The sequence below is a fragment of the Bacillus jepli genome (genome assembly GCF_047238305.1).
GTDB lineage: Bacteria > Bacillota > Bacilli > Bacillales > Bacillaceae_L > Ferdinandcohnia.
In genome coordinates this window covers 4,458,943-4,483,352 of record NZ_JBDFMO010000001.1, presented here as the reverse complement: position 1 = coordinate 4,483,352, position 24,410 = coordinate 4,458,943, and the positions used below count along the sequence as shown (strand labels likewise).

Here is a 24,410-nt window from a genome sequence, read left to right as displayed (position 1 = left end):
CACTACACAAAAAGTTATAAACAAGGGAGGAATTATTATGAAAAAAATTATGGGACTATTGGTAATACTTATTTCCATGATGGTGTTAGCAGCATGTGGTAGTTCAGGTGGAGAAAAAAGTGCAGGGGATAACGTTACTCTAAAATATGGGATGTGGAATAAGGACCAAGTACCAGCAGTTGAAAAAATTATTGAAAATTTCGAGAAAGAAAACCCAACCATTAAAGTAGAAATCGAATTAACTCCTCGTGAGCAATATTTTCAAAAACTTGAAACCGCTGCCAATGGTGGGGCCATGCCTGATGTGTTTTGGATGAATGGTCCGAATGTGGCTCGCTTTGCGAATGGTAAAGTACTATTGCCATTAACTGACCTTGTTGAACAAGATGAAGTTGACTTGTCCAATTATCCAGAAACGTTGACATCTTTATACACAATTAATGAAGAGGTTTATGGAATACCAAAAGATTTTGATACAACAGGATTATTTTATAATAAAAAAATATTTGACGAAGCAGGTGTTCCCTATCCTGATGAAACATGGACTTGGGAAGATTTAAAACAAGCAGCCGAAAAACTAACAAATAAAGAAAAAGGAATTCATGGTATTGCAGCAGACTTAAAGAACCAAGGATCTTACTATGATTTGATTTGGCAAAATGGTGGGGAAATCATTACTGATAACGGTAAAAACACAGGTTTTGCTGAGCCAGAAGCGATTGAAGCCCTAGAGTATTGGTACAGTTTTATAGATGAAGGATTATCACCTACATATGTACAGTTAACAGAATCCTGGTCTGTTGACATGTTTATGTCTGGTAAATTGGCAATGATTTTTGATGGTTCTTGGAGGGTACCTATTTTTAAAGACAATCCAGATTTAGATGTTGCAGCATTACCACAAGGAAAAGAGCGTGCCGTTACGATTCACGGATTAGCGAATGTTATTGCAGCAAAAACAAAAAACAAAGAAGCTGCATGGGAATTTGTCAAATACCTTGGTTCAGAGGATGCTGCGCAAGTATTTGCTGAAACCGGTACGGTTATTCCTGCATTGAATGGTATGCAAGATGCGTGGATAAAATCAGTACCTACGATGAACTTACAGGTCTTTTTAGACGCAGTAGAATATTCTCATCCTTTACCAAATATTGAACAAACTAGTGCATTATGGTCATCTGAAACAAATATTTTGAAGAGAGCATGGAGTGGAGAAATAAGCGTAGAGGATGCAGCGAAGGAATTAGCAGCAGAAGCTGAAGGGATTTTGAACAAATAGTAAGTATGCAAGGGAGGTTAAGTGAATTTTACTTAGCCTTCTAAGTTCATTAAAGGGGTGACAAAATGAGCAAATCTATTACTGAAGTTGAAAAAATGAGGACAATAAATAATCCAAAAAAAATTAAAACAACATCTTATGCAAAATCCCAAAAACGTTCAGATTATTTTTGGGGATATCTCATGATTTTCCCTCTAATGATTGGATTAACTGTTTTTTACTTTTGGCCAATTCTTCAAAATACGTATTTTAGTTTTACAGAAAGAAGTGCTTTTGGAGTCTCTGAATGGATTGGGTTAGACAACTATGTCCGTATGTTTTCAGACGGCCAGTTAGGACAGTCCTTCCAAAATACATTTGTTTATATTTTATTTACAGTACCGATTGGGATATTTCTTGCCATTCTTGTAGCGGTATTGCTGAATCAAAAGATAAAAGGAAAATCCATTTATCGTACGATTTATTTCTTGCCAGTTGTTACGATGCCTGCAGCCATTGGAATGGTTTGGAAATGGTTGTATAACGGAGACTATGGATTAATTAATTTCCTCTTATCCAAAATGGGTATACAAGGACCAAACTGGGTATCTGATCCGAACTTTGCTCTTTACGCAGTTATTGTTGTTGCAATTTGGAGTGGTATTGGTTACAACATGATTATCTTTTTGTCTGGTTTGCAGGGAATTTCAAAAACGTATTATGAAGCTGCATTAATTGATGGTGCAGGTCCCTACCGAACCTTTTTCCAAATTACGTTGCCATTACTTTCGCCAATTATCTTCTTTGTATCCATTATTTCATTTATACACGCATTTCAAGTGTTTGATTTAATATTTATGATTGTCAGTGATAAGAGTATTGCTATTGATAAAACTCAATCGATTGTATATCTCTTCTATCAACATGCATTCGTGTTAGGTGATAAGGGTTATGCGTCAGCGATTACGACATTATTACTTGTGATTATTCTTTTGATTACAGCGGTACAAATGAAGTTACAAAAGAAATGGGTTCATTACGACTGAGGAGGGAAATAAAGTGGAAATTGGGACTAATAAAGGGAAACCGCTCGTCCATCTATTATTGCTAGTGGGTTCGATATCAATGCTTGGGCCTTTTGTATGGATGATCTTAACAACATTTAAGACATATGCTGAATCAATTCAAGTACCTCCATTGTTGTTTCCGACATCCTTTAATTGGAGTAATTATGTAGAAGTATTTGAATTACTACCATTTGTTACATTCATGAAGAATACCTTTATTGTTACGATAGTAATCGTTATTGGACAATTGATATTCTGTTCATTAGCTGCTTATGCATTTGCTCGGATTGAGTTTCCTGGCAGGAATGTTTTATTTTTACTCGTACTTTCCGTATTAATGGTACCTAGCCAGGTCTTTTTATTACCTCAGTATGAAATTATAGCGAATTTAGGATTACTCAATACATTGACAGCGGTTATTTTACCTAGCTTGTTTAGTGCATTTGGGACTTTCCTTTTGCGCCAATTCTTTATGGGATTACCAAAAGAATTAGAAGAAGCCGCACGATTAGATGGCTGTAACCATATTCAGATTTTCTGGAAAATTATGCTTCCACTTGCTAAACCGGGTCTAATTGCACTTGGAATCTATACCACCCTTTTTGCTTGGAACAATTTAATGTGGCCGTTAATTGTGAATAGCTCTACAGAAAGTATGGTTTTATCAGTCGGTTTAGCTTCATTACAAGGACAATATTCGACAAACTATCCAGTACTAATGGCAGGTTCATTTTTAGCAATGATTCCGATGGTAGTATTGTTTGTATTCTTACAAAAGCAGTTTATTGAAGGAATTGCACTAACAGGAGGGAAATAAGGAGGTTTTTTTAAAATGATAACAGCAGCACTTATTGGAGCAGGTGGTAGAGGATATTATTCATACGGAACATATGCATTAAAATATCCGAACGAAATTTCGTTTGTAGCAGTAGCTGATACAGATGAAAAAAAGCGAAACAAGTTTGCTAAAGCTCACAGCATCGAAGAAAATCAACGGTATAGTGACTGGAAAGAATTGCTAGACCAAGATAAATTCTGTGATGCGATTCTAATTTGTACGCCCGATCAATTACATTATGAACCAGTGATGGAGGCGATTAATAAGGGATACAACATCCTTTTAGAAAAACCAATGTCTCCTAATCCAAGCGAAGTACTGGAGATTACGGAAGCAGCTGAAGCGAAGGGTGTTTTACTCAGCGTTTGTCACGTGTTACGATATGCCCCATTTTATCAGGAGTTGAAGCAGGTTTTAGATCAAAAAGTAATTGGAGATATTATGTCTATCCAATGGATTGAAAATGTTGGCTATTATCGCCAAGCTCATAGCTTTGTTCGTGGTAATTGGGGAAAAGAAGAAACTTCTAGCTCAATGTTATTACAGAAATCTTGTCATGATATGGATATGCTTCAGTGGTTGATTGGTGAGAGATGTAAAAAAGTATCATCTTTCGGTCAATTATCCTATTTCAAGGAAGAAAATGCTCCAGAAGGTTCGGGAGAACGATGCTTAGATTGTGCCATAGAAAAACAATGTCCATTTTCTGCGGTTAAATGGTATCTACATGATCGTGACGAATGGCCAGCAAATACAATTACAGCTAATTCGGACATCGAGAGTCGTCTAAAAGTAATTCAAGAAGGTCCATACGGTCGTTGTGTATGGCGCTCTGATAATGATGTAGTCGACCATCAAACAGTGAATTTACTTTTTGATAAAGATATCACTGTAGCATTTACAATGTCTGGATTTACGGCAAACAATTGTCGCCAGTTCAAAATAATGGGGACAAAAGGGACCATCGAGGGCGATGATACGAAAAATGAAATTATTGTTTCTTACTACAATGGAAAATCAGAAGTAATAACTCCTATGACAATGGATGGAGGTCATATGGGAGCGGATACAAGTATCATGGAAGACTTTGTTTACCGTGTAGCAAATGGGATAACAGAAAGTTTAACTTCCCCAACTGTATCAAGGGATAGCCATTTAATTGTATTTGCAGCAGAAGAATCCAGAAAAACTGGAAAAACAATTGATTTTGATGAATATGTAAAAAATAATCAGATGTCTGTTTCACTAACTTAAATTGATTAATCCCACGTGAAATGGAATTTCGATTAAATAAGAGAGGTTTTCGTAGATATGATGTCAAATGTCCAATTGCCATTATATTATCAATTAATGGAAAAATTGGTAAAAAAAATAGAGGATAATACCTGGCCGGAGCACCATAAGTTACCATCTGAAAGAGAGCTATGTGAACAGTATCAAATGAGCCGTACCACTGTTCGAAAGGCAATGGAATTATTAGAACAAAATGGCTATATTACTACGAAGCATGGCAAAGGAAGCTTTGTTTCCCCAATGGTATATGACCAAAGTCTTGTGAATTTTTATAGCTTTACAAATGAAATGAAGAAACTAGGCAAAACCCCATCGTCACAAGTACTTGATTTTCAAAAGCTGCCTTGTAATTCGGAAGTTGCGGCAAAATTAAAGATTGAAGAGGGTGATGAAGTTTATGAAATCACACGCCTTCGTCTCGCAGATCTTAAACCAATGATGTACGAAACGTCTTTTTTACCAGTAAGTAGATTTGAAAATTTAACAAAAGAACGATTAGAAGAATTACCTATGTATGAGATTTTTAGTAAAGACTACAGAGTGCAAATCACTAATGCACACGAACGATTCCACGCTGTATTGTTAGAAAAAGAAATTAGAGATATTTTTGGTATTTCAGAATCCGTGCCGAGCCTAAGGATTGAAAGGACAACGTTTGAAAATCAGTTAGTTGTTGAATACACCGTATCCTATGCGCGTGGAGATAAATTTTCGTATTCTATTGAATTAAATCCAGGAAATAAATCTTAGTTCCGACAAATGGTATCTCAGAATAAGAATCGCCCTATCCAGGGGGTACTTATTTAAAAGGTTTTCTATACATTGAGGTAATAGTTTTTTGGGTGAGGTGAGAATAAATGAAACGTGCATTAGGAGTGGATATCGGTGGTACAAAGATTGCCGCGGCAATCATTGATGAAGATATGAACATTTATCACCGTTCAGAAATACCAAGTGACCCATACGACAAAGAAAAGATGTTTCAGCAAGTTGTAAAAGTAATCAATAATGTTCTGAACGAATCTCATTTGACCATTCAACAACTTGAGGGAATCGGAGTGGGGGTACCAGGAATTTTAGATAGAGAATCAGGCATTGCTCTTTTTCAAAATAATTTACCCTGGAAGGATTTTCCGATAGCGCAGCGAATAAAAGATACTTTTTCTTTAGATAAAGTCGTAATAGATAACGACGTTTATATGGCAACCTTAGCTGAATGGAGTCTAAATGGAGCAAACCCAAATGAAACCTTTGTATATTTTACAATCAGTACAGGCATTGCGGTTTCAATCATTCACAATGGAGATTTTATTCGCGGAATGGGTTTTGCTGGTGAACTAGGCCTATTGCCAGTTATATCTGGAAAAGGCCACGAAAGACTTGAGCAAGCGGCATCAGGCCCATCTATCCAAAGATTAACGAACGGCAGTATGACAGCCAAAGAAATTTTTGAGAAGTACCAACAAAATGATGATTATGCAAAGTCTGTGATTTCACAAGTTGTTGAGTCACTCGCTCATGGTAGTTATTCGATTACATGTTTATTGGATCCTCAAAAAATTGTATTTGGTGGGGGAGTTAGTAATAACAATCCTTTTCTCTTACCATTAATAAAACAAAAAATGGAAGAGTACTGTATTCCAGAACAAAAATCTGCTATAAACCGCATGTATTTGAGTAAGTCAAAGGGAAATGCAGGTGTACTAGGAGCAGGACTTAAAGTGTTTTATTCGTAAGCAGTGAATAAAAATGTCGCTTATAGATTACTAGTGATTAAAGGATTTTAGTCATGATTGGCATTAAATTCTAAGACCTTAACACCAAACCTTTGGGGTATTGAAAGGTCTTAGCCACGAATTTCACAATAATAAAAGAATCATAGAAAAATATAAAAGTGAGGATATGTATTTATGTTGAAGTTAGAAGGAGCCACTCATACAAGTACTGAAATATTCCAACAACCAAATGTTTGGGAGAAGTCAATTTCACTTTTTTTACAAAAAAAGGATGAATATAAAGGTTTTCTACAGACAATATACTCAAAACATGAAGTTGTTAAAGTTATTTTTACAGGGGCAGGAACATCAGCTTTTATCGGTGATATTCTCGCACCAATCTTTAAACAAGAAGCTAAAAATAAAGTCTTCTTCGAAGCTGTGGCAACAACAGAAATTGTATCTAATCCAAGTGAATATTTAGTTTCAGATATTCCAACCATTCTTGTTTCATTTGCACGTTCTGGGAATAGTCCAGAAAGTGTAGCAACTGTTAATCTTGGGCAACAGTTAGTCAAAGATTTTTATCAGGTAGTAATTACTTGTAACAAAGAGGGACAGCTTGCCAAAAACGTAAAGGATGATGAGGATAGTCTAGTTATCCTACTACCTGAAGAGGCGAATGATAAATCGTTAGCAATGACAAGTAGTTTTTCTTGCATGCTGTTAATGGCATACGCATTTTTTACAAACAATCCGTCTTTTGAACAAGAGATGGACCTAGTGATTGATAATGGAAAGCAATTGATTCATACAGTGGAAGCATTGGTAGACGATGTGTTGGAATATGATTTTAACCGTATCATCTATCTAGGTTCAGGATTACTTGGCCAATTAGCTCATGAAGCTTCTTTAAAGATGCTGGAGCTAACTGCTGGAAATGTAGTCGCAACATTTGAATCTTCATTAGGTTTTCGTCACGGTCCAAAATCAATTCTTAATGATCAATCTGTTGTTGCATTATTCCTATCAAGTGACTCTTATACAAGAAAATATGATCTTGATATTCTTAAAGAAGTTTCAGGAATTCAAGGAGTTAAAGTCATCACATTAACAGAAAAAGTAGATGAAACAGTAGAGGAATATGCAGATTGGAAGTTCTCTGTGAATCCATCTGTAGAATTACTGAAAAACGACTTTTACTTAGCCTTATTATATATTGTTTTTGCTCAAACATTAGCAATGAAAAAGTCTATCAATCTAGGCATTTCACCAGATAATCCAAGTCCAAATGGTGTCATTAGCCGAGTCGTTCAGGGCGTAACAATCTACGATTATGAATGAGAACAAAAAAGGATGAATGACAATGTCATATTATTTGAAGGCTGAAAAGTACCTACTTGAAAATGAGGAAAAAATCGGTGGCTACTTGTTGGTTGAAGATGGGAGATTTGGCTCGTTTGTGAGCCAAGTCCAAGAAGACGCGGAAGTCATTGATTACAGCGGTTACACGATTGCTCCAGGACTTTTTGATACACATATTCACGGCATAAAAGGCAATGACATTATGGATGGTGAGGTTGAAGCGGTTCAAGAAATATCTAACATGCTTGTATCTCTTGGTGTGACGCGCTTCTTACCTACCACTTTAACGTCTTCAAAGGATGACTTAGATCGTGCAATCATCGCAATTCGGGAAGCGGTAAAAGAAGGTCTTCCAGGTGCACAATCGGAAGGAATTTTCTTAGAAGGTCCATACTTTACAGATCTTCACAAAGGTGCGCAGAACGCTAGCTATTTCAGGGATCCTGATATTGAAGAATTCCAACATTGGCAACGATTAGCTCACGGTACTATTAAAAAAATCGCAATTGCACCTGAAAGAGAAGGTTCTTTTGAATTTATTCAAAAAGTTAGTATCGAAGGTGTGTTAGTGAGTATTGCTCATACTGATGCACAGTATGAATGCTGTAAAGAGGCAGTGGATGCAGGGGCGAGAAACTATGTCCATTTATTTAATGGAATGACTGGACTGCATCATAGAGAGCCAGGTGTTGTTGGGGCAGCATTGATGGACGACAGGGCCTATGCTGAACTAATTTGCGATAGTTTCCACGTGCATCCTGATGTTTCCGCGCTAGCATTACGCATTAAAGGAGACAAATTACAACTGATTACAGACTGTATGCAAGCTGGATTAATGCCCGATGGCAATTACCAACTTGGTGAATTTCCAGTTGTTATGAAAGATGGAATTGCTCAATTAAAAAGTGGTTCTCTTGCAGGAAGTACCTTAAAACTAATTGATGGAGTAAAAAACTTACAAGAGTGGAGTTCAGAACCATTATATAAAATCTGGCATCTAGGCTCACTTACACCAGCAGCTAGTTTAGGAATGGGTTTGTATTTTGGTAGCATTTCACCAGGTAAGATTGCTGATTATGTCGTCTTGGATGAACAACTAGATATTCAGGCAACAGCAGTTGCTGGAGAAATTAAGTATATAAAGTAATAAAGAAAAGTGAAACGTGTATGTTTGTTCATAAAAATTCTATATGAGGATGATGCAAAGTGGTATCTGTTCAACAAACTAGTTATATTCAAAATACGAAAGAAATGCTGTTAAAAGCCAGTCGTGAGGGCTATGCTGTACCAGCATTTAATATTCATAACCTTGAAACGATTCAAACGGTTGTTGAAGCAGCTGTGGAAATGAAGTCTCCTATCATTCTAGCAGCAACTCCAGGGACAATGAAATACGCAGGACGTTCCTATATCCAAGCGATTGTGGAAGTAGCAGCAAGAGAAAATGATATCCCTATCGCGCTACATCTTGATCACCATGAAACATATGAATCCATTGTAGAGTCTTTAGAATTAGGAACAAAATCTGTGATGATTGATGGCTCTCATTTATCATTTGAAGAAAATATTGCTCTTGCTAAAAAAGTTGCTGACAAGGCACATGAATATGGAGCAACAGTAGAAGCTGAACTTGGAAAATTAGTAGGTCAAGAAGACGACCTAATTGTAGAAGCGAAAGATGCAGCTTATACAGATCCAGATACTGTTGAGGAATTTGTAGCACGAACAGGTATTGATTCGCTTGCAGTTGCCATTGGAACAGGTCATGGATTATATGAAACAACACCGAATCTTGACTTTGCTCGTCTAGCCAAAATCAAAAGTTTAATCGATGTACCAATCGTGTTACATGGTGCATCAGGAATTTCTAAAGAAGATGTTCAAAAATGTATTTCTTTAGGCTGTGCTAAGGTAAATATATCAACTGAACTAAAAATTCCTTTCTCAGTTGGATTGCGAGAACATTTAATTGAAAACCCCCAAGAAACAGATCCAAGAAAATATTTTGGACCGGCAAAATCAAAAATGAAAGAAGCAGTAATTGAAAAAATCTTAATCTGCATGAGTAACGGAAAAGCATAATCTTGTTTAGGTGGGGAATTAAAACCTATGTGTGTTTACACACACAAGGAATAGATCCTCACCTTTTTTACATAACGAAGAATTGAGGTGTCATTAAATGATATTAACCATTACATTAAATCCTTCTGTCGATATCAATTATAAGTTGGAAGAGTTTAGTTTAGATAGGGTAAATAGAGTCAATAGTACAAGCAAAACAGCAGGTGGGAAAGGACTAAATGTAGCAAGTGTACTAAGGCAATTAGAGGAAGAGACAGCAGCGTCTGGATTTCTAGGTGGGAATTTGGGAGATTCTATTAGAAAAGAATTAGACATTAAGGGTATTATAGATTATTTTGTTGAAATTGAAGGTAATACAAGGAATTGTATTGCAATCATTCATGATGGCAGGCAGACTGAAATATTGGAAGACGGTCCTACCATCAGTGAAAAAGAATCAAACGATTTCTTAAAACAATACTCAGAAGCAGTACAGCAGTCAGATTATATTACCATCTCAGGAAGTACTCCACAGGGAATCAAAGACGGATATTACAGCAAGTTAATCGAAATCGCACATCAGTTTCAAAAACCTGTTTTATTGGATACGAAGGGTTCATTACTAAAAGCAACATTGCGAAGTAATAAAAAACCTTTTTTAATTAAACCAAATCAAGATGAATTAGGAGATTTGATCGGAAAAGCGGTAATGAGCGAAAAGGAAATTTTAACAGCATTGCAAGAGGATATTTTACAAGGAGTAGAATGGGTAATGGTCACTCTAGGCGGAAAAGGTGCGATTGTTAAGCATAAGGAGACTATATACCGTGTACGAATACCAAAAGTAGAAGTTGTAAATCCTGTTGGCTCTGGAGACTCAGTTATCGCTGGTTTTGCAGCGGGGTTATCACGCGGGTTAAAGGATGAGGAGTTTATAAAATTTGGTCTTGCTATGGGAACGTTAAATGCATTAGAGGAGAAGACAGGGAGTGTTGATGTCAATAAGATTAATTGGTGTTTAGGAGAAGTGAATGTAGAAAAAGTTGTATATGAATATAATGAGTCCTAGACTTATATGTCCTACAATGTCTTTTAATTTTTTCAGAAGTGATTAGATTCACATATCTTTTTTGAATTTTTTAATAACATGGAGATAAAAGACATGAAGGTAGGGGATATAGGTGAGTACGTGTGGGGTAACGACAACAAATGTAACGGGAGTTCTTTGGAAAACGGTATCAGAGGCTTGTAATCTAGCGTGTGAATATTGTTACTATAGCAAATGTAAAGGGAAAATTGATAAATTAAATAGAATCGAAGATGAAGTACTGGAAAAATTCATAAAAGAATATATGGCTATGTCGAATGGTATAGCCTCTTTCGTTTGGCAAGGAGGAGAACCACTGTTAGCAGGGTTAGATTTCTTTAAGAAGGTTGTCTCTCTTCAAGCTAAATATGCCAAACGAAATACGATGATTAGCAATTCAATTCAAACAAATGGAACGTTGATTACACCAGAATGGGCCCGTTTTTTTAAAAGTTATAATTTTTTAGTCGGCGTTAGTCTTGACGGCCCAAAACATCTTAATGATGCAAAGCGGGTCACGGGCTCAGGAGGTGGCAGTTTTTATTCGATTATGAAAGGAATCCAGTATTTAAGAGATGAGAATGTCGATTTTAATATCTTAACTGTCATCCATGAGAGGAATGTTACAAAAGGAAAAGAATTAATGGAATTCTATCTGAACGAGCAATTCACATTTGTTCAATTCATTCCTTGTATGGATTTTAAATCACAGGAAGTTGACCAATTAGGAAGGTACACCATTACACCAGAGCAATATGGTGATTTTTTATGTCAAGTATTTGATATCTGGTACAATGACGGAAATCCAATTATCTCGGAGCGATTTTTTGATAATATGCTTGCCGTCTATCTTCACCAAGAGGCTGAAATATGTATTCACAGAAAAACGTGTCCAAAAACTTTAATTTTGGAACAAAATGGGGATGCCTATCCTTGTGATTTCTACATCCATGAGGACTATTATTTAGGCAATGTAGGCAAGGAGCCACTCATTGATATTATTAAACATAAGAAGTTTAATGAATTTACTAGTTTAAAAGAAGATTTGTCGGAGCAGTGTTTGAGTTGTGAATTTCTAAATTTATGTCACGGAGGATGTCCGAGGGCTCGCAGTTGGGATTCGCAGAAACAAACCTCCAATGTTGAATATTTTTGCCAGAGTTATAAACAAATTTATCGATATGCACACGAGAGAATGGAAATAGTAGCAGATAAAGTGAAGGAAAGAAGATTGATAGAGTATATCCAAAAAGGAGGAAGGCTTCCCGAAAGAAACGAACTTTGCATATGCGGAAGTGGAAAAAAGTATAAGAAGTGTTGTGGGAAATATAAAACGCTGTATGACATAACATAATCTACATTAATAAGCTCTTGGCTATCATGCCAGCCCCTCTATATTAAGCGAATTTAGTGGAGGTATAAAAACAAAAAAATTTGGTGATTCATTTTATTTTGTTATTTTGCTTACTTTTCGAGTTGTCCTTTTTGAATATACAAGCCTTTAAATGTCCCAAGTGAATAATCCACACTTGGGACGCGATTAAGTTACATTAGTTATTTTGTTCCTCACTTAGATTTTAGTGGGAAAGCAAAAAAAAATCATCTGATATTTTTATATTTAATCTTTTTTTGTTCTATTTTTTGAAATGAACTATTTGCAATAGAAGTTATGAAGAAAGCTAAAATACTGCCACTAAAAAATAACAACGTTGCCGGTAAAATCATTGTTAATACGACAACAAATGTTACGCTTGAAATCATGGCAATCGTAGCTATCGGATTTGCTATCATTATTAAAAAGGCATTCTTAAGTATTTGTGCGATTTTCAATTGATAGTGCGTATATATTGGAAAAACATACAAAACACAAATATAAAAAATAAAATTCAAGATTACCAAAGGGTAAAATAGTACTTGAAATAGTTGATTACTAGTCCTTTGAACAAAATACAAATCCAGATAAAAAATGGTTCCAATTACTATCAGTATCATTCCCATAATATTTCCCTTTATAAACTCTTTTTTATAAATTACACAAAAAGTTTTAAAAATAGGAAACTCTTCTTTTTTTCTTAGTTTACTTATTACATCGAACATAGCAATTGTAGCTGGGAATAAACCAAATAAACCCAGGCCACAGATGGTTAGTAGAACCCAAAATAGATTAATCATTGCAAATTTCATTAACCAATCTGACGTGTTATAAACTACTCCAGTAAAACCTCTATTATCCAAAGTTATCACCTCTAAATTAAAAATTGTAATAGTTTAATAATAAACGTAAATACTTTGAGTATTCAAATGTTTCTTACAAAATGTAAAAATATTCTCCAATTCGGTAAAGATATTGGATTGTTTATTAAAAGTTTTCCGAATATAATGAACACAAGATAAAGGGGGGAAGAAAATGTTGGAAGAAACTGAAGTAAAGGAGATAAAACGATCTGTATTGAAAGCGCAATCAGTAAATAAAAGCCAACAAAAACCAATCTTCAAAGGGTGGAAAGATACTTTAATTGGTTATACCTTTATTTCACCGATGTTAATAGGGACAACTACTTTAGTAATCTTTCCAATTTTAGCAACCATATTTTTAAGCTTCACAGATTGGAATTTTGTGACGGGTGTTGGTGGTTTTAATTTTATTGGTATAGAAAACTTCGAGAAATTATTTAATGATGAAATCTTTATAAAATCGTTAATAAATAACTTTCTACTACTTTTAGTAGTGCCGATTGGATTAATGATATCTTTAAGTATTGCCGTAATGATCAACAATCATGTTTATTTTAAGGACTTCTTCAAAGTTGTTTACTTTATGCCTTACATTTCAAGTGTTGTAGCAGTTGCTATTGTGTTTCAGGTGTTATTTCATCCAACTCAAGGTCCAATTAATCGACTATTAATGGAATTAGGAATAGAAAATCCTCCTGGATGGATAGCTGATATTAATTTTGCGCTTATTTCTGTAATGCTTATTTTAATTTGGACAAATATTGGTTTTCAACTGATTATTTATCTAGCTGGCCTTCAAAATATTCCTAAAGAATTGTATGAAGCTGCGGAAATGGATGGAGCAACATCATGGTATAAGTTCAGAAAAATTACAGTTCCACTCGTTTCACCTACAACTTTTTTATTGTTAGTGACAGGGTTAATCAGCACATTCAAAGTATTTGACCTCATTATTGTGTTAACCGATGGTGGTCCAGCAAATTCTACTACTGTACCAGTGTTCTACTTATATGAACAAGCTTTCGTAGAATTACGTTCTGGATATGCTTCTGCAATAGCTGTCGTAATTTTAGGGTTAGTCTTAACTGTTACACTATTACAGTGGATTGGTCAGAAAAAATGGGTTAATTATTAAAGGGTAGGTTGGGAAGGAGGTATAGTTATGCAAAGCATAATGAGTAAAATTGATATAAAAAAGGTCATATTAACTTTACTTATGGCAGTTTGTGGAATCATCTTTATTTCACCTTTTATTTGGATGATCTCGGCATCATTTAAACCAGAAGAAGATGTACTTCGATTTCCAATTGAGTGGATTCCAACTACATGGCAAGCGATAGAAAATTATTCGCAAGTATGGTTAAGTAATGACAAATCTTTCCTCATGTACTACTGGAATTCTATTAAAGTTACTTTGTTAACAACACTCACATCTGTAACAGTTTCTAGTTTAGCAGCTTATGGATTTGCTAAGGTGAAATTTAAAGGTAGTGGCGTTGTCTTTATTTTAGTACTTGCCACTTACATGATTCCGCCACAATCGTTACTTGTTCCACAATTTATTCTTTATACTTGGGTTGATTTATTTGATAGTCATCTAGGATTAATACTACTTAGTAGTTTCAGTGTGTTTGGTACTTTTATGTTAAGACAGTTCTTTATTGGAATTAATGATGAAATAATAGAATCTGCGAAAATTGATGGTGCTGGACATTTTCGAACTTTCTTTTATATCGCACTACCATTAGTACGTCCTGCAATTGCAACATACGCAATACTTCGATTTATTTGGACTTGGAATGATTATCAACATCCACTAATTTTCCTAAGATCTGAGTCGTTGTATACGTTGCAATTAGGTATATACCAGTTTGCAGATGCTCATGGGCAAATTTATTCCCTCATGATGGCAGGAGCTGTATCTGCAATTATTCCACTACTTATTATCTTTATTATTGGTCAAAAGCAGGTAATAGAGGGAATACAGCTAGGTGGAGTTAAAGGATAGAAAGTGTCAAATGAAAAATAATGGGGGGATAAGGAATGAAAAAGAATGGATTACTAACACTATTAAGTATTTTTACTCTTTCTCTTTTGCTGATTGGTTGTGGAAATGATGAAAGTGAAAAGGCTAGTAGTAGTCAAGATGGAGATAAAGTAACATTGAAGTTTCATACGTGGATAAATGAGAATACTGGTAACTGGGAAAAGGTTATTGAAGAATTTGAAAAAGCACACCCTGACATTAAGATTGAAACAGAAGTATTAGTTGAGAATGCAGATTCTCGTGAATACTTAAAGAAGTTGGATTTACTTGCTTCTTCAGGTGAACAATTAGATGTCTTTATGTTTTCATCACCTACTGACTATGTCAAACGTGTTGACTCAGGATTAATTGAACCATTAGATAGTTATCTAGAAGCAAGTGGTTTAGATGTAACAAAAGAATATAACACTCCGTATCCAGCAATTGATGGATCCTATTATGGTCTACCAGCAAAATTAAATACGCAATTGGTATTGCTTAATAAAGACCATTTGGACGAGGCAGGATTAGAAGTACCGGAAAACTGGACATGGGATGATTATAGAGAATATGCGAAAGCATTAACAAAAGAAGAGAATGGAAAGAAACGTTATGGATCATATTTCCATACATGGCCAGATACGTATCACATTTTGAAATTACTTTCTAAGCCAGAGGAAAATTCTGTATTAAAACAGGATGGTTCCTCTAATATGGATGATCCTTTAGTGAAAGCATCATTAGAATATCGTTATCTACTAGAAAACGAGGATGGTTCTTCAGTACCATTGCAGGAAACACTATCTCAAAAACTCAACTATAGACAACAATTTTTCTCAGGATCAGTTAGTATGATTCCTACAGGTAGTTTCTTAATTACACAGTGGGGGGAATTTAAACCTGATTTTGAAATGGTATGGGCACCTTGGCCAAAAATTGATGATACAGATGCAAATTATTATAATCCATCTGGTGACATTATGAGTATCGCTAAAAAATCGAAACATAAGGAAGAGGCTTTTGAATTTATTCGTTGGATGACAACAGAGGGTATGGTTGTTCAAGAAAGATTTATTCCAAGCTGGAAAAATGCAGATATTGAACAGTTAATCGATAAGTTGGTCGCAAGTACAGCAAATCCAGAAGCTGTTGATGTTGAATCACTATTATATACATTGGAAAATTCAGTAGCTGCTGAACCAGTAGTTCCTAAACCTTATATTTCAGAAGTATATGATGCATATAATACAGAAGCAGAATTGTATTTATTAGGCTCGCAAGATTTAGATACTTCAATCTCTAAGGCAATTGAAAAAATTGAACAAATTGTATACTCAAATAAATAATAAGAGATGGATAAAACACTATTAGGGGAGATTTTCTCCCCTAGTAATCTTTAGTCTTTTTTCACTTACAGATATTTTGTAATGGAGGTATCTTATGAATCAACCTAATATCGTTTTTATTACAGTAGACCAATTACGTGACGATTTTATTGGGGTTTCAGGAAATGAAATTGTTCAAACTCCTGGTATTGACTATCTAGCAAGAAGGGGAATTCGTTTTACTCATGCTTTCTCAAGCCATCCGGTATGTATCCCAGCTAGAGCATCCATCATGACAGGAATGGAAGGGCATAAATTAGGATTAACTGAATATCAAGAGGGGTATGAATTACCTACCAATGAAACAATACCTCAACTTTTAAAAGACAGTCAATACCAAACGAAGGTTGTAGGGAAAATGCACATGTATCCAGAGAGACGTCATTATGGCTTTGAATCTATGCTTTTATGTGAAGAGGGTAGACGTTTTGGACAAGCCAATAATGAATTTCTAGGATATGACGATTATGAAATGTGGCTTGCAGAACAAGGTTATTATGGTCAAGCTTTTACACATGGTATGCCTAATAATGGATATTCTGTAACACCTTGGCATTTACCGGATTATTTGCATCCAACAGATTGGATTGGTACAGAGTCATGTAAAGCAATAAAAACAAGAGATTGGACAAGACCATTATTTTTGTGGGCCTCATTTACTGCCCCACATCCACCTTTAACTCCACTACAAAGAGACTTATCATTATATGATGAAAATGAAATGCCTGAGCCTGTAATGGGAAATTGGTTAGAGAAACATCCAAATTTTCACCATACCATTCTAGGATCAACGAATGGAGAAAATAAAACGAAAAAAGAAATTGCACTAAGTTATAAGGCGTATTGTGCACTTATTACACAAGTCGATAGACAAATAAATCGAATTATAGGAACCTTACGTGAGGAAGGATTATTAGAGAATACGTGGTTTATTTTTACTTCAGATCATGGTGAAAATCTCGGGGATCATCAGTTATGGGGCAAAAGGAACTTTTTACGTGGATCATGTCAAGTTCCATTTATTATTACACCACCGATAAGAGGAAATTTAGATAAAATATTTGATGAAAACTGGGCACCTGGAATGGTGAGTGATTCAGTAATAGGTCTTCAAGATATTTTACCAACATGTCTAGATATAGCGGGTGTTGCAGCTCCGCTCAATGTTGACGGAAGAAGCTTACTTCCAATCGTAAAAGATCAGAACATAGATGTACGGGATATACTTTTAGGAGAAATCGGTGTTCCTGGGCATCGTTCATTAATGGTAACAGATGGGAATTGGAAATATATATGGTATGAGGAAGATGGGTGCGAACTTTTATTCAATATTAGTTCTGATCCATATGAATTACATGATTTAACAAGTATTGAGTTATCAGAAGTTGTAAAATGGCGCCATATGTTAGTAGATATATTAGCAGACAGAGATAATGATAGAGCAATAGTAGAAATGAAATTAAATCCTCTTAACTCAGGAAAAAAGATAAGTTCCGTAAAAAAAGCTAGATTAGCAAGTGATGGCAATTTAAGAGGTATACATTTATAAAAAATATCTACATCAAAAAAATCTTTTTTGTAATTTCATTAGAGATTTTTTTGCGATTCCTTCTAATTGTACTAAGTAAAATAAAAGCCGTGTATTTGATAATTCTCATTTCTAAATATAGTATACTAGGTTATTATTATAGTATATTGTCAGACAAATTAATTTTTTTCAGGATACAATATAGTCTGATGGAAAAAAGGGGTTAAGAGTAATGAAACGTCTTTCGTTGAATCGGGATTCCATAACTTTTAGACAAAGTATTATTTTTTCTGTAATATTGTGTATTCTTATACCTACCGTCAGTACGATTATTTATTTTCAATTTGTCAAGAAAGGTGAATTAGAAAGCAAGGCTGTTGCACAAATAGAAGAAGAATTGAGATTATTGGACTTAAGTTTTACTGACTATTTTGATGATCTCATATATTTAGCTAATTATCTCCAGTTCGATGAAGATATTAAGCATGTTTTAAGAAATAATCTGTATCAAAAGAGCTCGAATTTGAAAAACATAGATGCATTGACAACAGTCCAAATTTCTAACAGTTTAGAAAGCACGATTCAATTATTACCGCCGTTTTATTTTACGTTGTTATTGGATAATGGTTATTCCTATACGAACTATTCTACATTAGATTTTAATCCGAGTAATCTTTTTCAATTATTTAATTTAGAGAATATGACTGAAATAAATTTTTATGAAAATAGATGGTTTGGTATCCATCCTACTTACTTCTTATCTCAAAAGGAAAACAATCCTTTTTTAATTTCCTTTGCAAGAAAGTTGAAGCTGAATGATTACCATAGTGCATATATGCTTATTAGTATTAATGAATCACAGATAAGCAAAAGAATATTCGAGGAATTCTACCAAAATAAACAGGAAATAATGTTAGTTGATTCGAAAGGAATCATTATTACAAGTACAAATGAGAAAGAAGTATCAAAGGAATTCAGGTTTAAACAAAAGGTTAACTATAGTACGTCCAATCATTCGGTTGTTACTTATAATGATGAAACTTACCTTTTAGTAAGTTATCCACTATCATTTGATGGTTATTCCATCGTAAGTCTTGTACCTTATAAAGAAATAATTGGTGATGTTAGTAAATTTACGAGAAATGTATTATTAATCCAGTATTGTTTTTTTGCTATCTTCTTAATTTTACTAATTATACTGATCAGAAGACTTACAAAGCCAATTGTGAAATTGACTTATATAACAAAAGAAGTTGAAAAGGGAAACTTAAAAGTCCGCTCCAAGTTTAAAGGGAAAGGTGATATTCAGTTTTTAGGTTATTCATTCGATGAGATGCTTGATCAAATAGAAGAAATGATTTTTCAAATTAAGAGAGAGGAAAAAGAAAAAAGAAAAGCTGAACTTGAGATGCTCCAAGCGCAAATTAATCCACATTTTTTATTTAATATATTAAATTCAATTCGCTTAAATAATATATTAAACGGCGATAATGAGACTGCTAACTTAATTCATTCTTTATCATTGTTATTACGTATGACTATTACCCGAAATAACGAGTTTATTTCGTTAAGAGAAGAAGTAGATATTGTTAACCATTATATTAAATTAATGAATTTTCGATATAAAGGTAGAGTTGAAGTGGTTAATGATCTATCATCCCATTCTTTATTAGAGGAAGTACCAAGGTTTTTTCTTCAGCCTATTATTGAAAACGCAATCATTCATGGTTTTGGCACAAAAGGAGGGATTATTCATATAACTTCCTATTTTTCAAATCACCATCTTATTATTGTCATAAGAGATAATGGGCGGGGGATAGACGAGGTGAAACTGAAAGATATACGTAATATTCTATTGAACAATGATATAAAAGATAAGAAAAAAAATAAATCGTCCTTCACAGGAATTGGATTGGGAAATGTATATCAACGACTTTTTATCATTTATGGTAGGGCATTCCAAATGGAAATAGATAGTCAAATTCAAAAAGGGACAGAGATTAATATTTATATTCCAAGGGAGTCAGGGGTGTTAAAAAGTGTATAGTGTCATTCTTGTAGATGATGATTATTTAGTCTTAGAATATTTAAAAAAAATGATACCTTGGGAGGATTTGGGCTTTTTTATTGTAGGTGTATTTCAAGAGAGTGAAGAGGCGCTAAATTATTTAAAGGTAGAAAAAGTAGACTTAATTATTACTGACATAGGGATGCCAATCTTGAATGGAATCGAACTCGTCCGTAAAAGTAAGGAAATACATCCTGAGTGTCATTCTATAATTATATCTTGTCATGAGGAATTTGATTTTGCAAAGCAAGCGTTAAGGTTAAATGTTTTTGAATATATTTTAAAAGAGTCAATGGTGGTCGATGAAATTGCTGAAATTCTTAAAAGAATAAAAGAAAAAATGGATGAAGATAGTAGCGTAAGGCATAGGATGGAAATAATAAAACAGGAAAGTCGGAAAGCATTTCAAGGCGAATTTATTAAATCTTTATTAGAAGGCAAAAAGGATATTAATCAAACGTGGAAGGAAATGCAAAGGGAACTAGGGATTAATCCCAACTCCTCTTTTACTGCTCCTATCATCTGTTTTGTTAATGAACCTCAGAACATATTAATAGACAATCATTCATTCGATTTATTAACAGGGAAGATAGAAAACGTTGTAAATCAGTTACTTAGACCTTATGGGAAATGCATTTGTATTTTATTTAAAGAAGTCCTTTTTCTCTTTTTAGTATCGGACGATTTAAACGCAATCAAAAGTAATAACGTAATGGATTTGATGGCATTAGTCCAGAATGAATTAAAAAAAGAATTAGAGGTATCCATTAGTTGTTTAATAGGAAATAATAGTGTTTCTCCTGATGGTATTAGAGAACATATTAAGAGTTTAGAAGATATTGAGCTTGAGCGATTTTATTTACCAAAAGACTCAATTAAAGAAATGACAGAAACCAATTTTTCCTCAGAAAATATATTTTCATATTATATGAAAATATTGGAGGAATTAAAAACAAATGTTTTAAACGAAGATAAAGAGCAATTGGGTAAAACCATAAATTATTGGATTTTCTTTATTATCAAGGAACGATATCATCCTGATATAGTGAAGGAAATGGCTACAAAGTTAATATTGGATATGAAATCTATTTTAAATTCCATCCAACAATTTACACCTGAACATTTTAACTCGAATCATTCCGTTACAAGGTCTCAAACCATTTATGATATTCAGAGGTTATTAGTTGATAGCTTAAATGAGTTAGTAGACCTTGTAAAAAATGTTGTAGAAATGCCAAAAAGGAATGAAATTGCAAAGGCGCAGAAATATGTATTGATGAATTTGGACAAGAAAATTACGTTGCAAGGGGTAGCAGATTATCTTCATTTAAATCCAAGCTATTTTAGTAGACTTTATAAAAAGAGTACCCATGAAAATTTCATTGACTTTGTTAATAAAACTAAAATGGCAAAAGCAATTGAATTATTAAATGAATCAAATGAGTCTGTTGTACGAATATCAGAAATGCTAGGGTTTGATTCAAAAAGTTACTTTTTTAAAACATTTAAAAAATATGTGGGGATGTCTCCGTCTGAGTACATTTCATTTAAAGGTGGTTAGATTTTTCTAGGTTCACCATATATGTAAATGAATGGTGTTTTATAAAAAAGGTTGGCCTATAGATTATTCTAATAACAAGGAATAGTAGTGGGCTTATGACCTGCCAAAAGGAACTAGATTGTTGGTCAGGGGTAAATGATGACGGTTACTACATGGTTATTAGTATTGGATTTTTTTAACTTTGTGTTGGGTGAGACAATGGAATTCCTTATTGCTTGGAAAAATAGGAAGGCAATGATATATCGTTGGATTAATAGAATGCCTCCCTTTTTAAATTGTCTATCATTTGTTGAATATTTCTTTTAATAGAACCACCTTCTCGGGCAAAATTAGCACCTATCACGGAAAAATAGAGTATCGAAAAATTAATACATAAAAAATATATTGATGATTGCCAAACACAATCCTTCTATATCAGTTAATATGGTATCTATTGATGACTTTAAAGTCGGATATTTGGCTATCAATCACCTTATATCTTTGGGACATACAAATATCGGTTCGATGAAAATGTCCGTATCAGTAATTTGCGAATCCACGGATACCGGGATGCCTATCAGGATCAGGGATTAAAGGTTATAGAAGAGTATATTTTACGAGCAGAAGCGTCTGTTAGAACGGACGTAAACTTGCAAATGAGTTATTAAATTGTAGTAAACGACCAACCGCGATATTTTTGGTCAATGACTTGTTAACAGTGGGTGGGTGCATTCCAGACTATCCGTGAGCAAGGCCTAAGGATACCTGGAGATATTTCAATCGTTAGTTTGACAATACTATTCTCCTACTAATCACGGTCCCAGCATTAACATCGATTGCTCAACCAGTCGAAGAAATGGGAAAAAAGATAATTAACCTTCTCGTTGAGGAAATTAACAATCATTAAAACAATATAGAACAGATATTATTTATCCCAGAATTAATTGTAAGAGGTCGTCCGGTGTAAAGACAATAAAACAGCAATTGTAAAATAAAAACGCATACAACTGATAATGTGCACGGCCCCAATGTTAGATATTCTGTCAATTAGTTCAGTTTATATAGCTACTTATAAAGAAATCCAAATTGCTTTACGTTTTCTAGTGCTGAAAAAATTTATATGGCACGGCATGTCGGTCATACGGTTGATGGACATCCACTAGTAAATAATTAAAGCAATATGTCACATACGATAGGGTTCCTATTTTATAAAAGTGATATAAATCAGAATATTTACTTTAATTTTTAAGGAAGTGTATGGCTAAAAAATAATGAGTAAAGTATAGGTACTGGTTCCGTTTAAGTTGAAGATTCGATGTATTAAGATAAGCCTAGTAAACCCATTTTGAATTATGAAACGAACTCACTTTATTGAAGAAGAAAGGCAAAAGTCTAAGAAAAAAATACATATCGTGCTGTTAGAGGAAGAATAAAGGTGAATAAACAAATTATATAATAGAACTCTTGTAAATATTGTAGATTTTTTTAAGAGGAAGATTGTCGAGAGTATCGAACTCTTAAAGGTAGGAGTGTGAACAAGCATGAGTAATGAAACAAAATCTTGTTGTTCAGCAAGCAGAACAGCAATTGAAATTCAAGAGAAAAAAGCTTCTATAGAACCTATGAAAAGGTCAATTAACCAGTCATCAACCGATGGGATGGTATATATCCCAGGTGGAGAATTTTTAATGGGAACTGACTTGAAAGAGGGTTTCCCTGCGGATGGTGAAGGCCCAATTCGTAATGTAAAAGTAAATCCATTTTATATGGACACTTGTGCTGTTACCAATTCTCAGTTTGCAGAGTTTGTGAATGATACAGGATATAAAACAGAAGCAGAAATATTTGGATGGTCCTTTGTGTTCTATAAGTTAGTTTCAAAGGAAGTAGCAAAAATCGTTAAAAATCAGGTTGAATCAACACCATGGTGGTGGGTAGTAGAAGGTGCATATTGGGAAAAGCCTGAAGGTCCTGATTCTACAATAGAGGATAGAATGGATCACCCTGTCATTCATATATCATGGAATGATGCAATGAGATATTGTAAATGGGCTGGGAAGCGTTTGCCAACAGAGGCAGAGTGGGAGTTTGCTGCGAGGGGTGGCCTAGAGCAAAAAATTTATCCTTGGGGAGATGAATTAAATCCAAGCGGTGAACATCTGTGTAATATTTGGCAAGGTGATTTTCCAAATGTAAATACGAAAGTAGACGGATATTTATCGACTGCACCTGTTAATGCATTTCCTCCAAACGGCTATGGGCTAAAGAATATTGTCGGAAATGTGTGGGAATGGTGCTCGGATTGGTTTAGCCCAAATTTCCATATGTATAGTAAACAAGATAATCCAAAAGGTCCTGCTACTGGAAAAACAAAAGTAACACGAGGCGGATCTTACCTTTGTCATCAATCATATTGTAATCGTTACCGTGTTGCAGCAAGAAGCTCAAATACACCTGATAGTTCAACAGGAAATCTTGGGTTTCGGTGTGTGAAGGATGCATAACCTAAAAAACCACGATCATCAATATCACCAAAAGATATCGATCGTGGTTTTTTATTTTAAGTGTTAGATGAATGTCTCAATCCACTTAAATGCTTCCTCTTCATCCGGGCCGTCAACTCGAACCGTTATGACCTGCCCTTCTCGGATAGCAGCTCCCATTAGACCTAACAGACTTTTAGCATTATAGGATTTATTTTTCAAAAGAAATTCTACATCACTTGTGAATCTGCTTAAATTCTGTACCAATTCTCCAGCTGGCTTCGCATGTAGTCCTTCCTTAATGGTTACGGTAACCTCTTTTTCAATCAAAGCATTCCACTCCTTACAAGAGTAATTTTGAAACGACCATTACTACATTTATTCTGAGAAACTATTTTTAGACCTAAAAATCTTGCCTCCCAAGGTAGCCAAAACCATGTAAGCGTGTTAATTTTATCTTA

Annotated in this window: 21 protein-coding genes; 19 read left to right on the top strand and 2 right to left on the bottom strand. The window is 34.4% G+C overall.

Going from position 1 to position 24,410, the window contains the following annotated elements:
- The first annotated feature begins 37 nt into the window (after positions 1-37).
- The 11 genes from ABC371_RS22795 (at position 38) to ABC371_RS22745 (ending at position 12,038) form a co-directional block, all read left to right on the top strand.
- On the top strand, positions 38-1,279 hold the full coding sequence (locus tag ABC371_RS22795) for an ABC transporter substrate-binding protein (RefSeq protein ID WP_412898902.1): 1,242 nt from the start codon (positions 38-40) through the stop codon (positions 1,277-1,279).
- Between the two features lie 95 nt (positions 1,280-1,374).
- Entirely contained in the window at positions 1,375-2,304 is a 930-nt protein-coding gene (locus tag ABC371_RS22790) for a carbohydrate ABC transporter permease (RefSeq protein ID WP_412899427.1), read from the top strand.
- Positions 2,305-2,383: 79 nt separating this feature from the next.
- Positions 2,384-3,142, top strand: a complete 759-nt coding sequence (locus ABC371_RS22785; protein ID WP_412899426.1) for a carbohydrate ABC transporter permease — start codon at positions 2,384-2,386, stop codon at positions 3,140-3,142.
- A gap of 15 nt (positions 3,143-3,157) precedes the next feature.
- Entirely contained in the window at positions 3,158-4,417 is a 1,260-nt protein-coding gene (locus ABC371_RS22780) for a Gfo/Idh/MocA family protein (RefSeq protein ID WP_412898901.1), read from the top strand.
- Positions 4,418-4,474: 57 nt separating this feature from the next.
- Positions 4,475-5,206, top strand: a complete 732-nt coding sequence (locus ABC371_RS22775) for a GntR family transcriptional regulator (protein ID WP_412898900.1) — start codon at positions 4,475-4,477, stop codon at positions 5,204-5,206.
- Between the two features lie 107 nt (positions 5,207-5,313).
- A complete protein-coding gene (locus ABC371_RS22770; RefSeq protein ID WP_412898899.1) occupies positions 5,314-6,192 on the top strand; it encodes an ROK family protein in 879 nt (292 codons plus the stop codon).
- A 174-nt stretch (positions 6,193-6,366) separates the two neighbouring features.
- The gene (locus ABC371_RS22765) at positions 6,367-7,515 is read left to right on the top strand and encodes an SIS domain-containing protein (RefSeq protein ID WP_412898898.1); all 1,149 of its coding nucleotides are present in this window, start codon (positions 6,367-6,369) and stop codon (positions 7,513-7,515) included.
- Positions 7,516-7,537: 22 nt separating this feature from the next.
- Positions 7,538-8,683: an N-acetylglucosamine-6-phosphate deacetylase gene (gene nagA / locus ABC371_RS22760; RefSeq protein WP_412898897.1), complete on the top strand. Its 1,146-nt coding sequence runs from the start codon at positions 7,538-7,540 to the stop codon at positions 8,681-8,683.
- A gap of 59 nt (positions 8,684-8,742) precedes the next feature.
- Positions 8,743-9,618, top strand: coding sequence for a tagatose-bisphosphate aldolase subunit GatY (locus ABC371_RS22755; protein ID WP_412898896.1), 876 nt, complete (start codon positions 8,743-8,745; stop codon positions 9,616-9,618).
- 97 nt (positions 9,619-9,715) lie between these two features.
- Positions 9,716-10,666 carry a 1-phosphofructokinase gene (gene pfkB, locus ABC371_RS22750; protein ID WP_412898895.1) on the top strand — a complete coding sequence of 317 codons (951 nt, stop codon included), beginning with the start codon at positions 9,716-9,718 and terminating at the stop codon, positions 10,664-10,666.
- A gap of 112 nt (positions 10,667-10,778) precedes the next feature.
- Positions 10,779-12,038: an anaerobic sulfatase maturase gene (locus tag ABC371_RS22745; RefSeq protein WP_412898894.1), complete on the top strand. Its 1,260-nt coding sequence runs from the start codon at positions 10,779-10,781 to the stop codon at positions 12,036-12,038.
- 245 nt (positions 12,039-12,283) lie between these two features.
- On the opposite strand, the gene ABC371_RS22740 is transcribed toward ABC371_RS22745, so the two are convergent.
- Positions 12,284-12,919: a YesL family protein gene (locus ABC371_RS22740; RefSeq protein WP_412898893.1), complete on the bottom strand. Its 636-nt coding sequence runs from the start codon at positions 12,917-12,919 to the stop codon at positions 12,284-12,286.
- Between the two features lie 172 nt (positions 12,920-13,091).
- Between ABC371_RS22740 and ABC371_RS22735 the strand changes: the two genes are divergently transcribed.
- The 8 genes from ABC371_RS22735 to ABC371_RS22700 all read left to right on the top strand — a co-directional run bounded on the left by ABC371_RS22735 (position 13,092) and on the right by ABC371_RS22700 (position 23,970).
- The gene (locus ABC371_RS22735) at positions 13,092-14,054 is read left to right on the top strand and encodes a carbohydrate ABC transporter permease (RefSeq protein ID WP_412898892.1); all 963 of its coding nucleotides are present in this window, start codon (positions 13,092-13,094) and stop codon (positions 14,052-14,054) included.
- Between the two features lie 27 nt (positions 14,055-14,081).
- The gene (locus ABC371_RS22730) at positions 14,082-14,927 is read left to right on the top strand and encodes a carbohydrate ABC transporter permease (protein ID WP_412898891.1); all 846 of its coding nucleotides are present in this window, start codon (positions 14,082-14,084) and stop codon (positions 14,925-14,927) included.
- Between the two features lie 35 nt (positions 14,928-14,962).
- The gene (locus ABC371_RS22725) at positions 14,963-16,291 is read left to right on the top strand and encodes an ABC transporter substrate-binding protein (protein ID WP_412898890.1); all 1,329 of its coding nucleotides are present in this window, start codon (positions 14,963-14,965) and stop codon (positions 16,289-16,291) included.
- 94 nt (positions 16,292-16,385) lie between these two features.
- Positions 16,386-17,879, top strand: coding sequence for a sulfatase-like hydrolase/transferase (locus ABC371_RS22720; RefSeq protein ID WP_412898889.1), 1,494 nt, complete (start codon positions 16,386-16,388; stop codon positions 17,877-17,879).
- A 211-nt stretch (positions 17,880-18,090) separates the two neighbouring features.
- Positions 18,091-19,905, top strand: a complete 1,815-nt coding sequence (locus ABC371_RS22715) for a sensor histidine kinase (protein WP_412898888.1) — start codon at positions 18,091-18,093, stop codon at positions 19,903-19,905.
- Positions 19,898-21,487, top strand: coding sequence for a response regulator transcription factor (locus tag ABC371_RS22710; RefSeq protein WP_412898887.1), 1,590 nt, complete (start codon positions 19,898-19,900; stop codon positions 21,485-21,487). The genes ABC371_RS22715 and ABC371_RS22710 overlap by 8 nt, the downstream gene beginning before the upstream one ends.
- A gap of 778 nt (positions 21,488-22,265) precedes the next feature.
- Positions 22,266-22,373 carry a substrate-binding domain-containing protein gene (locus ABC371_RS22705; protein ID WP_412899425.1) on the top strand — a complete coding sequence of 36 codons (108 nt, stop codon included), beginning with the start codon at positions 22,266-22,268 and terminating at the stop codon, positions 22,371-22,373.
- A gap of 634 nt (positions 22,374-23,007) precedes the next feature.
- Positions 23,008-23,970: a formylglycine-generating enzyme family protein gene (locus ABC371_RS22700; protein WP_412898886.1), complete on the top strand. Its 963-nt coding sequence runs from the start codon at positions 23,008-23,010 to the stop codon at positions 23,968-23,970.
- Between the two features lie 63 nt (positions 23,971-24,033).
- Here the strand turns inward: ABC371_RS22700 and ABC371_RS22695 are convergent, their stop codons facing one another.
- Positions 24,034-24,279: an HPr family phosphocarrier protein gene (locus ABC371_RS22695; protein ID WP_412898885.1), complete on the bottom strand. Its 246-nt coding sequence runs from the start codon at positions 24,277-24,279 to the stop codon at positions 24,034-24,036.
- Positions 24,280-24,410 lie beyond the last annotated feature (131 nt).